Raw genomic sequence first — 13238 nt, 5'->3', positions numbered from 1 at the left:
TAATGAAGAAAAAGGACTAATACAGTGTCGTACCGGGGGCGATTAAAGTTTTGGGAATCTGTAAATTACAGCCTAATTTTTTGTTCAATTTCGGAATAAAATGAGCGGATAACAATGGAGATGCCAGTTCCATGTTCTGATGAACGAAAAAATGAATATTTCTTAGCCCTTTTTCTTTCCAATCCGATAACTTTTCCACCCATTCATCCAATCGGGTGTAATCGCTCTTATGGTTGGCACCGACATAGCGTATGAAGGCCTCGTTATTGGTCAGTCTCATATGCATCAAATCCCTTCTGCCAGCTGTATCTACCAACACATTGGCGATACCATTTTCTTGCAATAAATGATAAAGCTCTTGTGCTACTTTTTCATCATTGAACCAATCGGTATGACGAAATTCCATGGCCAAGCGGAACTCCTTGGGCCAATTCTCAACGAATTTCACGACCCTGTCCCAATCTTTCGGACTGAAATTATTGTGCATCTGTAAAAAAATGGTGCCCAGTTTGTTCTGTAGATTCGAGGTTACATTCAAATATTCATCCAAAATTGGATAGGCCTGCTCGTTAAGCCTTCTCAAATGACTTACATTTTGAACTATTTTCGGAAAAAACTTAAAACCATCAGGGGTTTTGCCATACCATTTTATGTAAGTCTCCGGTGGGAATATGCGATAAAAGGTAGCATTCAGTTCGATACAATTGAACTGGGTCGAATAATAGGCCAATTCGTCTTTGGTGCCCCTAGGGTAGAAGTTTTTAAGGTCGGTCTTGTTCCATTTTGCACATCCGACATAAACCCTTAACGGTTCTGCATTTTTTGATTTTGACAACATGACCGCAGTACCCGAATGGTCGTCGGGTATAGTGAAGTCTATTTGTTCGGGATTATCTACTTTGCCGAATTTCATTTTTTAATATAAACCGTTTTCCTATTCATAAACTCTTTGATCCCGTGGTATGACAATTCCCTACCGTAACCTGATATTTTCACACCGCCAAAAGGAAGTCTGGGATCGCTTTTGACCAATTCATTGACGAAAACGGCTCCCTCGTCAAATTGGGGAACCAACCGCTCGACCCTATCCATATCGGAAGTGAAAATGGAGGCACCTAGTCCGAAATCTGAGGCATTGCTTAGTTCTACGGCACTTTGCTCATCATCAAAAATAGTTATTCCGATAACCGGACCAAAGGTTTCTTCGGTGAAAATAGGCATTTCTTTGGTCACGCCGGTCAAGACCGTAGGCTCGAAAAAAGTCTTTTCACGATGGCCGCCGGCAATCAGCTTCGCACCCATTTTGACAGATTTGTCCACGAGCGCTTCAAGGTCTTTTGACAAGTCCTCGCGCGCAAGAACACCGATGTACGTATTTTTGTCCATCGGGTCTCCAGCTTTTAGTTTTTGGACTTCCAAAATGAATCTATTGGTAAAATCTTTGGCGATGCCACGTTGCAATAGAAGTCTTTTGCCCGCAATACAACTCTGCCCGGTGTTCTGAAAACGGGCCTGTACGCAAGTCTTTACGGTTTCTTCCAAATCGGCGTCATCGAATACGACCAAGGCATTACTGCCCCCTAATTCAAGAACTGACTTTTTGATTTTCATACCGGCAAGCGATGCTACCGATGCTCCAGCAGGTGTGCTTCCCGTCAGGGTCACGGCTTTGACCAAATCATTTTCTATTACCGATTTAACCTTTTCACTGTCTATGACCAAATTCTGAAAACAACCCTTGGGAAAACCCGCTTCCAAAAAAATCGCATCGATCGAATCTCCACATTTCATAACGTTCGAGGCATGTTTTAGCAGCCCGACGTTCCCGGCCATCAAATTGGGTACGGCAAATCGAAATACTTGCCAAAAAGGGTAATTCCAGGGCATTATTGCCAAGATGCCCCCCAAGGGTTCATAGCGCACATAACTTTTTAGGGCATCGGTTTCAATAATCTCGTCCTTCAATTGATGCGCTGCATTTTCGGCATAGTATTCGCAGACCCATGCACATTTTTCAATTTCAGCAACGGCCTGTGAAATAGGCTTTCCCATCTCTTGGGTAATTATTGTGGCATACTTATGTTTTTTGTCTTTAAGGATTTTCGCCACATTACGAATTAACGCCGCACGATGTTCGAACGTGGTCTTTTTCCATGTGCGATAAGTATGGTCGGCGTTCGAAATTTTTTTATTGAGTTGTTCAGAGGTAAGGGGTGTGAATTCGAACAACCTTTTTCCGGTATACGGATTTATTGAAATTCTCATACTCTAGGACGCGTTTCTATCTAAAATTACGAAGAATTCAAGGTCAAAGCACTTCTAAACGTAATATTCTTTGTTCATAAACCGGTTAAAAACTTGACCGATCTCGAATCATTTTCCTTAGGTCATGGCCATAAATTTGTAAAAACCCATACCATGAGCGAGCGATCCCATAGTCTACTTCAGATGCGCCCTCAAATTTTACAGGCATCTATAGTTAATCTAACAAGTTCTGACCAACATTTTCAAAATGAGACATTGAGGCCAATTCTGAAATTTCAGAATGTTTTGCTACTGGCCGTCTTCAAGAATTATATCGGCAAACACAAGAACAGGTTTTACGAGCTGCCGCTGGAAAAACGAATGATCTATATTGAAAATGCCGTTCAAAAGGATATTAAATTTCGAAACTCGTTAAAGGGGATTATAATCGGCCAATTTACGGTAGCGGAATATGAACGTTACATTTTAAGTTCATCGGCTCTTAACAAGCGAATGATGGGCATGGTCATCGCAAGACTTAAAGACCAGATTCAGTATTTTGAAGAAAATGCATTAGTCTAGAAGGGAAACCCCGTTCAAATCGGTCGTCAGAATATCGCTCATTAAATCAAAATAGGGACGGATAGCTACGAAAGAATCAACTACGGTTCGGCCAAAGTTTTCAGAGAGCACTTCTTTGTCACTAAACTTTCGAACGAAGATATACTGCTTTTTTTTGATCAAATCGATGTCAGGGTGTTCGCGGTCAAAGCCTTTTGGAGCTGTCTTCACTTCATCACCCACCAAATCTCCCCAGACCTTTTTGAACGATTTTTCATTGATTACCTTCCTAAAAGGCGATGCATCAAGTTCAAGTTCTTTTCTGATCCGCAAAAGATCATCTTTCTTCGGCTCCCAAAAACCGGCTGCAATAAAACTTTCACCCGGTTTTAAATGGATATAATAACCCCCACGTAATTTTGCTCCCGCCCTTGAGAACGAACCTGCTAAATGTGCCTTGTAAGGTGTCTTGTCGTTAGAAAAGCGTACGTCTCTGTAAATACGGAACATCTTCATTATTTCGATATCATCGGTTTTCTTCAACCCCTCCATGATGTCGGCAAAAAACTGTTTTACATTGGCTTCACGAACTTTAAATTCTTTTTTGTTCTTCTCGAACCAATCCTTATTGTTGTTCTTGGCCAGTTTCCTTAAAAATTGCAATGTTTCATCCGTAATCATAGTATTTAACATACGACAAAGATCTTGTTAGTTTAAGTTAAAGTTAACGATTTAGCCAGAATCAAAGCGATAATAATGACTAATTTTAGATTTAAAATAATGTAAATGAACCGTTCACTAGTCGTCGAAAAAATACGAGAACATAAGAAACAACCTAATTTACGATACGCTTTAAAGGTAAAGGTTGAGGCATTTACCGACCGTCTTTTCAACATGCTTTTCGATATCGACACCCCCGTTGAGCAAAATTTGGATGCTCTCGAGCGCGAATTCGATACCTTGGTCGATTTGGCCTGTTGGGAAGTCGAACGCCCATGCAAAAAAGTATGGGAAAACTATATCGTAAAACTACCGACGGTTCTTGAAAGCCTCAACCTTGATGCAGAGGCCATAGTCGACTGTGACCCGGCATCGCTATCGATCGAGGAGGTTTATATGGCCTATCCAGGGTTTTACGCAATCGCGATTTATCGTTTGGCCCATGAACTTTATGAAATAGGATTTCCATTGGTACCACGATTGATGACTGAATATGCCCATAGGCAGACAGGTGTCGATATCAACCCAGGAGCCAAGATCGGAAAGTCTTTTTTTATCGATCACGCCACAGGCGTGGTGATTGGAGAAACGGCCATTATAAAAGATAACGTTAAAATATATCAGGGTGTGACCCTTGGGGCGCTGTACGTTAAAAAGAGCCTTCAAAAAACAAAACGCCACCCGACCATTGAGAACAATGTTACCATTTATGCAAATGCTACAATATTAGGTGGTAATACGGTCATAGGCGAAAATAGTGTCATCGGTGGAAATGCCTGGTTGACCGGTTCGGTGCCGCCCAATTCAACGGTTTTTCATACCCCCGAGATAAAAATAAAAACCATGCCCAATGCCTAAGTCGATATTAGACCTTATCGGAAATACACCTTTGATCGGATCAAGGGTCCTTAACCCGAATGCGAACGTCAAATTATTGTTCAAGCTTGAGGGCCATAATCCGGGTGGGAGTGTCAAAGATCGGGCCGCACTGAATATGCTTCGCAGTGGCTTGGAAAGAGGTGATTTTGACAAAAATTCGCAACTGATCGAAGCGACCAGCGGCAATACGGGCATCGCATTGGCAATGATTGCCGGAATTTATGGTCTTGACATTGAATTGGTCATGCCCGAAAATGCCACGAAGGAAAGGGTTCAGACCATGCGTGCCTTCGGGGCGAAAGTTACTTTGACGCCATCAGATGTTGGAATCGAGGGCGCGCGTGACTATGCCGAGGCCAAGGTCATTAACGAAGGTTTTAAAATGGTCGACCAATTTGCGAACGATGACAATTGGCAGGCGCATTATAAGACTACCGGACCGGAAATATGGAACGATACCGATGGGGAAATCACTCATTTTGTCTCTGCAATGGGAACAACGGGTACCATTATGGGAACTTCCACATATTTAAAGGAGAGAAACAATGCTATTCAGATTGTGGGCGTACAACCTACCGATGAGTCCAGCATTCCGGGAATACGTAAATGGCCGAAAGCGTATTTACCCAAAATTTTCGATGCCAATAAAGTCGATGCGACCATGGAAGTCAGTCAAAACGAAGCGACCGAAATGGCAAAAAGACTCGCCAAAGAAGAAGGCATCTTTGCCGGTATGAGTAGCGGAGGTGCCGTTACAGCGGCAATCCGACTAGCGCGTTCGATTGAAAAAGGTACGATTGTCTGTATCATTTGTGACCGTGGTGATCGTTACCTTTCCTCAGATATTTTTAAATGACCTAGAGGTTAGGTTGGCAGCACTTCAATAAATGCAAAAAGACCCTTTCGGGCCTTTTTAAATCGGTTTATTTCGATTTTTTCACTTGGACTCTATTTTTTCGTTTTTAATTTCTTGATGTTCCTCGACCAAAAACTCAATTTCCTTTCCTTGTGAATCGGTAAAAATATAGGTACTGCTATTCTCAGTCTTTTCTTTTGACTTCAAGTTTATATCTTCAATGATTTTTAAGTTTTCACCCTCTTCAATTGCCACCATCAGTTCTTTGTTATTGGAAACCAATACAAAATCTTCCGGCACTACAGAGTTGTAAGTGAAAACAATTTTTTCGTCAAAAGCATCATCATCGTCATTATCGATTCTCACTGTTTTGGTAATCATCGCCAGATTGTTGGCCGCACGATCTTGATTTACTTTTCCCTTGTCTTCTTCATCGAGGTTTATGGTATTTGATTTCTCGGTGCTAATTTCAACCGTTCTACTGACCATCTTGTTTCCCATATCTATTTTGTAGGATTTAGAACTTGTGGTTTCTACTCCTTCCGAGGGACTCTCTTGGGCGATGGAAACTCCACCTATTAAACAGATACTCAATAACGCAAATACATGATTCTTAATATTCATTCTATTCTAGATTTTTGGATTAATAAATAAATTTGTAAACGTTGGATGAGGAGTTTTGCCGGTATGTTTGAATACAATTTGAAATTGCATTGAAAACGTTAAGGAGTAGGCTGTCGTTGACCGAATACAAAAATCCAACACTTACAATATAAGGGCATAGACAAATATGTCAAGTGATTTAACAGGATTTAACTGATTTTACCGGTATTTAACATAAAAAAATGTTAAAGCCACTTCTTTGTCTTGAAATAAACCAGCATGCCTACGAACATGAGGAACATAGCTCCCAAAACAACAAAGTAGCCATATTGTGTATGTAATTCAGGCATATTGTCGAAATTCATTCCATAGATTCCTGCAATAAATGTCAGGGGTATGAATATTGACGCCATAATGGTGAGCACTTTCATGACCTCGTTCATTTTGTTGCTTATATTGCTCATGTACATCTCCATAAGGCTCATTGACATCTCACGGTAAATCTGGAGGCTTTCATTAATCTCCAAGGTATGATCCAATGCATCGCGCAGAAAAAGCTTGGTATCTTTGCCGATCAGCTCGTGTTCAGAATCGATTAAGCGGCCTACAAGTTCGCGAACAGGAAAAATCCATCTGCGTACTTTCAAAATCTCCTTTTTAAGACTTTGGATCTCATGTGCGATTTCGGAAGTCGGATTGTCGTAAACTCTTTCTTCCAAAACTTCGATTTTATGATTAAAATGCTCCAAAACCACAAAATAATTATCGATTATGGCGTCTAAAAGGGCAAAAAACAAATAATCGGAATCTTTGCTCCTGATTCGGCCATGTTTGTTGGCCACCCGGTCGCGAACGCCTTCAAAAACATCCTCTTGCACCTCTTGAAAAACCAGAACACACCTTTCTAAAAGTATCATGGCGACATGTTCCCCGGCCAATTCTTCTTGCTCATTGATATATAGCATTTTGAACACCCCGAAAATGTAATTTTCGTACTCATCGATTTTTGGGCGCTGATTGGTATTCACGATATCTTCTAGAACCAAGGTATTGACACCAAACTGTTTGCCTATCTTTTCAACGAATTTCTCATCATTGAGCCCTACTATATTTACCCATGAGATTTTCGGCGAATCTTTATAGGCTTGGATCTGTTCTAAAATACCGGGCTTATGCAATTGGCAAGACTCCTCATTGTATTCGAGAATCGCGACTTCACTCGAAAGCCCCTCTCGATTGCCCATATAGGTTATCGTGCCGGGTGCTTTCCCCAGTTTGGTATGCCTTTTTGATTGCTTTCGCAGATAGGGCTTTGCTATTTTCTTTTTCTTGGCCATGAAGAGATTATTTAGCTAAATATATGAAAGTGCCATTGATTTTTAACGGAATTCAAGCTTGTTCAAAAAAAGACCGGAAGCAGGCGCAATATAGTCTAATTGCATGCTTAGGTCTGGATTAAGCGACCTTTCTATGTCCGCAAGGTCCAGTTCACCTTTCCCGACTTGTATCAAGGCACCCATCATCATGCGAATTTGATAACGCATGAATCCCTCGCCCCTGACAATAAGTGCCCAGCTTTCATCAGGAAAGAAACTGGCGCCCATAATATCGTTTTTAACTATTTCACATTGGTATACCGTTCGAACGACATTGGTTTTCATTTGCAGTTGGGCCGTGTACAACGAAAAGTCATGGGTGCCGATAAATAGAGGTGTTGCCCGTTTCATGGCATGTATATCAAGATTCGTCATGATATTCGCCATAAAGGGCGCACAGAACGGATGGTTTTTCTCCCAAACGAAAAGAGATAGATGTACTCTTTGCTTTTCGCATCTTGAATAATATTGAAATTCTCATTGGCCTCGGTAATGGTCAGCGCCCTGATATCTGGAGGAAGATTATGGTTCATTTCTTTCAAAAAAGTAACTTTATCTTCCAAAGGGTCTCCGTCCACGAACAATTCGAAGGCGGCGTCAAGTGCAGAAACCTTGGCGTCGGTGCGGCCTGCCCCCAAGATTTTAAAAGTGCGGCCGGGAAGCACAAATTTTAAGGTCTTTGCCAACATCCCCTCTATTGTTTTTTGATCCGGTTGGTGCTGCCATCCGCTATATCGAAACCCCAAATATTGTACTCGTACTAAATAATATTGTCTTCGTTTGCCCATCTTGAAGTTAAAAATACTACAATTCGTTATGTTCAATGCTAAGGAATATTTTCATGAGCACAGATCAAACTATTGATTGCTGAACATTATTTTTTTGTACTTTTCGGAAGTAACCAACTAAATGAGCTAATTATGACAAATATTAAACCTCCAACTTGGTTTTGGATCGTAAGTGTACTTGCCCTATTGTGGAACTTAATGGGCGTAGGTGCCTATTTGGCCGATGCCTTTATGAGCGTAGAAGCGCTCGGCGAAATGTCTCAGGAAATGCGAGAGCTCTATGAAGGCCGCCCGGCATGGGCCACTGCCGCCTATGCCATTGCCGTGTGGTTCGGGGCCTTGGGATGCATTGCACTGTTGATGCGAAAAAAATGGGCGGTACCTGTTTTTCTCATTTCCCTGATCGGTATAGTAGGGCAACAGATTTACAATTTTTTCTTGTCGAATACTTTTGAGGTCGTAGGTTCAGGGGCAATGTTCTTACCGATTATGGTAGTGGTCATTGGTGTCGCCCTTTGGCTTTTCGCACGATCATCGGCTGCCAAGAACTGGATTTCTTAACGTAGGTTTAGGTTTCTATTTTTTGAACTAATGCAGTACCAGACCCGGCCACAATCTTTTCACAACAGATTTATAGGGATACCCAACATTCAATGCGCTTCATCGATATTTTTAAAATAAAGGGGATTCAGGGGCGTTCTAAACTCGAATTAGGGTTCCCCCAAATCCTTGAAACCTGTTTGACATGAATTTAATAACACAACTATTGCCTTGGAAACGCAACTTGTTCGTATCCATCGGTGTACTGGTTCTGTTGATCGTTTTCAGTTTTTATGGTCTTTATACCAATAAATTTTACTTTTTTAAATTCGATAACTATATATTCCCCTTTTTGACCATTGTACATTTCGCCTTTTTATATGTACTATGGTTTAAGATCAAAGAGGGAGAAATAGCCGACCCCCAGATGCGAAATTTGGAGTACGCCCTTTACGTTATTTTTCTGGTCTACGTATTCCAGGTTTTCGATACGTTCTATGTGTTGACCACGTATTCACAATACGAGAACCACGTGATACCGGGTACTTTTCTACCATTGGGCATGCTGATATTGGTCTTGCAAATTTTATTGTTAGGACTCACCCTTTTGGCGTTCAAATACCGAAAAGAATTTGTTGGAGGTTATAACTTCGATGATATGAACCAACATATCGACTCTTGGGAATGATATTACTTGTTATGGCATAAAAAAGACCTCGGTAATTTTCCGAGGTCTTTTTGTTCAAACAAATAACAACTAACACTATCTCAATTTGGTTCGACCAAAACCTTTACGAGGTTGTAACCACCTCTTGGGTCTCCATGACCGGCCACGCCCGCTGGTGAGCTTATGGTTCCTTTGCCATACTGCATGTCATTGATCTCCATCACGCGCCGTATCAGATTATTGTCATCTTCGGCACCAGTGTTAGGCCCTGATTGAAATGGGGCTTGATCCGGTCCCATACCGACAGTTTGATCTACTTCGGTTCCCGCGTCGTAGAGGTAGGTCTTTTCCGTTGCACCATATCCACTAATGGGCGTACCGTCTTCAGAAAATAATGGAAAACCTGAATTACCGTGTGCCAAGAACCAATCGTTGCTGAAAACGAACATTGTATTGTATCCCAGTTTATATCCTTCGGGAACCTCGATGGTGAAGGTCAGGCTACCTCCGGGTCCTATAGGCATCATCTCATTGCTTTTTGCCACCGGCAGCATTAGGTCGTTGGCAATATGGTCGTACATAACACCACTGTTCCCATCTTCGGCAAGTTCTTCGATACCACTTCCATCGAGCATGGGCTCACCTTCCATAAATATGGGGTCACTTTCCGAATTAAAGGCATAAACGATTCCTGGCGAGAGAACGGTAAACGATGAGGACAAACGCAAGGGCGTACCATCGGTGCCTGATTCGGTAAACCACCCATGTAGGTCAGAAGGATTTCCTTGAACCGCAATTTTGGCCAAGCCTAAACCACGATCTTTTTCTCCTTCAGTAAATAGGGCATTATCTTGGGCGTGTATAACAATGATGCCCGGCGTGATAACAATAGGGTCGGTTTCAACTTTATTGCCCCTAACATTCTCTATTTTGAGCGTAAAGTATGAAGTAGCCTCGTCATAGGATAGATATACCTTGATGAAATTAGAAACCTCGGTGGTAACGATCCTTACGGAATCATCATCATCAGGTGCTCCTGCCGTGGCACCATCGGGTTCCGATGTACGGGTTGCCGGATCCTCCTCCTCTACCCCTGCATCCCAAAGATAGACCTGATCGGTGACGTCACCGGTAACGGGCATTCCATTCTCAAAAAGAGAAATTCCTTCTGCTCTTGGGGCGAAAAACCAGTCGTTCGAAACGACCGACATGGTAGCAAAGCTTAATTTTCCTCCGGGGGGTAACGCTTTGAAATCGATGGAATAGAAGCAGCCCGCATCCGGAATTGGCCCAGGCTCGGTAGCGGCGTTGTGCGTGTTGAAAACGATCGCGTTCAAATAGTTGACCACGTTGGTTATGGTAACATTGAACGATGTGGTCATTTCCTCGGCTTCCTCCATTGGTTCCTCGTCGTCATTTTTGGCTTCGGGTTCTACCTGGGCAACGACCGGTACAGTCTCTTCTTCGTCACATGATGTTGTCATCAATAGTAGGCCTAATGCAAATAGACCGATAATGCTAATTTTTTTCATTTTTAAGTTTTTTAGGATTACGGTACAAACTAAACCTTACGATATAACAGGGTGATCACGGAGAAATAAACTTTTTGGACCATGCTGTAAGGATTTCGTGAATATTTCGGCTATCCTAATAGTTTAGGCTTTCGAAAAACCATTCTTTTACCTATGTATATCGAAAGTTTCGTCGGTTTGAACGGCATTTAAACGCACTGTGATAACTGTGTGATATTTTTTAATTTCTTTCGTAGCAGATAATTATGAAAAAAATACTCATTATAGAAGATGATCCCGAAATCATCAGGTTGCTCGAGATCCATCTTACCGATCTGATATACTCAACTTCAAAGGCCATGGATGGAGCATTAGGACTCAAAATGGCATTGGAAAACGACTACGACCTTATTATATTGGATCTTACCCTACCCTCGATGGACGGTGTTGAAGTATGCAAAAAACTACGCGCCAAAAAGAATACCCCGATAATCATGCTCACCGCCAAATCGGAGGAAATCGATAGGGTACTCGGCCTTGAAATCGGGGCGGACGATTATATGACGAAACCTTTTAGTATTCGTGAACTGTTGGCCCGGATCAAGGCGGTAATGCGAAGAACGGGCACCAAAAACCATGAACAGAAAGATTCTTCCACCATTTCCGTGGAAGGTTTGCATATCGATGTCGACAAGCGCAAAGTTCTTTTGGAGCACAAAAAAGTGGAGCTGTCACCGAAAGAATTTGAATTATTGGTGCTAATGGCTTCAAATCCGGGTCGAAACTATACGCGCACTGAATTATTGAACATGATATGGGGCTATAATTTTGAGGGTTACGAGCATACGGTAAACTCACATATCAACCGTTTGCGTGCAAAAATAGAGTCCGACATGGCCAACCCGAACTATATCTTGACCACGTGGGGGGTTGGTTATAAATTTAACGAAGACATACTTTTATGAGCAGATCCGAACAGGCCTTGACCCCGAAATTGGTAAAGAAACTCTGGGTGGCATTTATTGCGCTGGTACTATTGATGGGTGCTTCTTATATGCTCATTACCAGTTATTTCGCAAACAAACACCATCAAGAGACCGCGCAGCGTTTGAACGCCGATGTGGCCAATCATGTAATTGCCGAAAAGTTTCAAAATGCGTCCCCGTTTTTGGAAGACGGAAGTGTCAACAAAGCTTTGTTCGGGGATCTGATGCATGATATGATGGCGGTCAACCAGGGCATCGAGGTCTATCTCTTGGATAACAACGGTACGATCTTATATTCGGTGGTACTCGATCCCAATGACAAAGACGCGACCAAAAGCGTTTCCCTGACACCGATCAATTCCTTTATTGCCAACAAGGGCGAAAAGTTCGTTTTGGGTGACGATCCCAGAAATCCCGGGGAGCAAAAAATATTTTCGGCGGCCCCCTATTCGGTTGCGGGTCACGAAGGTTATATCTATATCATTCTTGCAGGAAAGAAATTCCAAGAGGTAAGTAGCACGCTTATGGGCCAATATTTTGCCAAACTTGGTCTGGGTGCCACACTGTTGACCACCTTGTTTTCGGCACTGATCGGTTTATTGTCCATTTGGTTCTTGACCAAAAATCTTAGATTGATCACGGGCACGGTGAGGAAATTTCAAGATGGCGATCTGAATGCGCGCATCGAAAACCCCGATAAATCGGATATTGCCATTTTTGCGAAATCCTTCAACGAAATGGCCGATACCATTGTTGGGAATATGGATAAGATGAAGTCGGTGGACCTCTTGAGAAGAGAGCTTATCGCCAATGTTTCCCATGATCTGCGTACGCCCTTGGCCGTTTTAAAGGGCTATATCGAAACCCTGCAGATTAAGCGGGAAACGCTTTCGGAGTCCGAAAAAGAGGAATACCTGCAGATTACCCATGACAATGTGGACAAGCTTTCAAAACTTATCGACCAATTGTTCGAATATTCAAAATTGGAGGCCGAACAGGTTACTCCCGTTAAAGAACCTTTTTCGATTACGGAACTGTCGCATGATTTGATCGCCAAATTCAAAGTATTGGCCCAAAAGGAGAAAATCGAACTTCAATTGGATAATCCCAATGAGAACTGTATGGTCTTCGCCGACGTCAGCCTTGTTGAAAGAGCCTTGCAAAACCTGATCGAGAATGCCATAAAATATACCGAGCCCAATGGTAAGGTTACACTTTTTATACGACGAAAAGATAAGAACGTCGAAATTAATATTACGGATACCGGTACAGGAATACCCGTAAATGAGCAGCCTTTTATCTTCGACCGCTACAAACAGGTAAATAAAAGTACCAAAAAACAGGGCTACGGCTTAGGGTTGGCCATCGTCAAAAAGATCATGGAATTGCACGATACGACGATCACGGTATTGAGCAAGCCAAAAGAAGGTAGCTCTTTTATTTTCAATTTACCGGCTTATCAGGTTTAGATGGAAATAATTGCTATGAAAGGGAAACCCCGACATGA

At 42.2% G+C, this 13238-nt stretch carries 15 protein-coding genes; 7 read left to right on the top strand and 8 right to left on the bottom strand.

Annotated elements, in window-relative coordinates:
• Nucleotides 1–16: 16 nt before the first annotated feature.
• Both ACEZ3G_RS10095 and ACEZ3G_RS10090 read right to left on the bottom strand, forming a co-directional pair.
• Nucleotides 17–913: a DUF72 domain-containing protein gene (locus tag ACEZ3G_RS10095; protein ID WP_432425364.1), complete on the bottom strand. Its 897-nt coding sequence runs from the start codon at nucleotides 911–913 to the stop codon at nucleotides 17–19.
• A complete protein-coding gene (locus ACEZ3G_RS10090) occupies nucleotides 910–2265 on the bottom strand; it encodes an NAD-dependent succinate-semialdehyde dehydrogenase (RefSeq protein WP_432425363.1) in 1356 nt (451 codons plus the stop codon). The genes ACEZ3G_RS10095 and ACEZ3G_RS10090 overlap by 4 nt, the downstream gene beginning before the upstream one ends.
• A gap of 153 nt (nucleotides 2266–2418) precedes the next feature.
• Here ACEZ3G_RS10090 and ACEZ3G_RS10085 point away from each other — a divergent pair, with 153 nt between their 5' ends.
• On the top strand, nucleotides 2419–2826 hold the full coding sequence (locus ACEZ3G_RS10085) for a glyoxalase (RefSeq protein WP_432425362.1): 408 nt from the start codon (nucleotides 2419–2421) through the stop codon (nucleotides 2824–2826).
• On the opposite strand, the gene ACEZ3G_RS10080 is transcribed toward ACEZ3G_RS10085, so the two are convergent.
• Nucleotides 2818–3498: a DUF2461 domain-containing protein gene (locus tag ACEZ3G_RS10080; protein WP_432425361.1), complete on the bottom strand. Its 681-nt coding sequence runs from the start codon at nucleotides 3496–3498 to the stop codon at nucleotides 2818–2820. The genes ACEZ3G_RS10085 and ACEZ3G_RS10080 overlap by 9 nt on opposite strands.
• 93 nt (nucleotides 3499–3591) lie before the next feature.
• Between ACEZ3G_RS10080 and epsC the strand changes: the two genes are divergently transcribed.
• On the top strand, nucleotides 3592–4383 hold the full coding sequence (epsC, locus tag ACEZ3G_RS10075; RefSeq protein ID WP_432425360.1) for a serine O-acetyltransferase EpsC: 792 nt from the start codon (nucleotides 3592–3594) through the stop codon (nucleotides 4381–4383).
• A complete protein-coding gene (gene cysM / locus ACEZ3G_RS10070) occupies nucleotides 4376–5260 on the top strand; it encodes a cysteine synthase CysM (RefSeq protein WP_432425359.1) in 885 nt (294 codons plus the stop codon). The genes epsC and cysM overlap by 8 nt, the downstream gene beginning before the upstream one ends.
• 81 nt (nucleotides 5261–5341) lie before the next feature.
• Here the strand turns inward: cysM and ACEZ3G_RS10065 are convergent, their stop codons facing one another.
• From ACEZ3G_RS10065 to ACEZ3G_RS10050, 4 genes are all read right to left on the bottom strand, one after another.
• On the bottom strand, nucleotides 5342–5884 hold the full coding sequence (locus ACEZ3G_RS10065) for a hypothetical protein (RefSeq protein ID WP_432425358.1): 543 nt from the start codon (nucleotides 5882–5884) through the stop codon (nucleotides 5342–5344).
• Between the two features lie 224 nt (nucleotides 5885–6108).
• Nucleotides 6109–7200: a magnesium/cobalt transporter CorA gene (gene corA / locus ACEZ3G_RS10060; protein WP_432425357.1), complete on the bottom strand. Its 1092-nt coding sequence runs from the start codon at nucleotides 7198–7200 to the stop codon at nucleotides 6109–6111.
• Between the two features lie 42 nt (nucleotides 7201–7242).
• Nucleotides 7243–7614: a hypothetical protein gene (locus ACEZ3G_RS10055; protein ID WP_432425356.1), complete on the bottom strand. Its 372-nt coding sequence runs from the start codon at nucleotides 7612–7614 to the stop codon at nucleotides 7243–7245.
• The gene (locus tag ACEZ3G_RS10050; RefSeq protein WP_432425355.1) at nucleotides 7611–8027 is read right to left on the bottom strand and encodes a hypothetical protein; all 417 of its coding nucleotides are present in this window, start codon (nucleotides 8025–8027) and stop codon (nucleotides 7611–7613) included. Before ACEZ3G_RS10050 ends, ACEZ3G_RS10055 begins: the two co-directional genes overlap by 4 nt.
• Nucleotides 8028–8159: 132 nt before the next feature.
• Here ACEZ3G_RS10050 and ACEZ3G_RS10045 point away from each other — a divergent pair, with 132 nt between their 5' ends.
• Complete coding sequence (locus ACEZ3G_RS10045; protein WP_432425354.1) at nucleotides 8160–8588, top strand: hypothetical protein; 429 nt, start codon at nucleotides 8160–8162, stop codon at nucleotides 8586–8588.
• 184 nt (nucleotides 8589–8772) lie between these two features.
• The gene (locus tag ACEZ3G_RS10040) at nucleotides 8773–9255 is read left to right on the top strand and encodes a hypothetical protein (RefSeq protein ID WP_432425353.1); all 483 of its coding nucleotides are present in this window, start codon (nucleotides 8773–8775) and stop codon (nucleotides 9253–9255) included.
• Nucleotides 9256–9335: 80 nt separating this feature from the next.
• On the opposite strand, the gene ACEZ3G_RS10035 is transcribed toward ACEZ3G_RS10040, so the two are convergent.
• The gene (locus ACEZ3G_RS10035; protein ID WP_432425352.1) at nucleotides 9336–10766 is read right to left on the bottom strand and encodes a spondin domain-containing protein; all 1431 of its coding nucleotides are present in this window, start codon (nucleotides 10764–10766) and stop codon (nucleotides 9336–9338) included.
• A gap of 245 nt (nucleotides 10767–11011) precedes the next feature.
• Between ACEZ3G_RS10035 and ACEZ3G_RS10030 the strand changes: the two genes are divergently transcribed.
• Together ACEZ3G_RS10030 and ACEZ3G_RS10025 are read left to right on the top strand one after the other, a co-directional pair.
• Nucleotides 11012–11710, top strand: coding sequence for a response regulator transcription factor (locus tag ACEZ3G_RS10030; RefSeq protein ID WP_432425351.1), 699 nt, complete (start codon nucleotides 11012–11014; stop codon nucleotides 11708–11710).
• Nucleotides 11707–13200, top strand: a complete 1494-nt coding sequence (locus tag ACEZ3G_RS10025; RefSeq protein WP_432425350.1) for a sensor histidine kinase — start codon at nucleotides 11707–11709, stop codon at nucleotides 13198–13200. Before ACEZ3G_RS10030 ends, ACEZ3G_RS10025 begins: the two co-directional genes overlap by 4 nt.
• Nucleotides 13201–13238 lie beyond the last annotated feature (38 nt).

The sequence above is a fragment of the Meishania litoralis genome, from assembly GCF_042611095.1.
In the GTDB taxonomy this organism is placed as follows: domain Bacteria; phylum Bacteroidota; class Bacteroidia; order Flavobacteriales; family Flavobacteriaceae; genus Meishania; species Meishania litoralis.
This window is presented reverse-complemented; position numbering and strand designations above follow the sequence as displayed.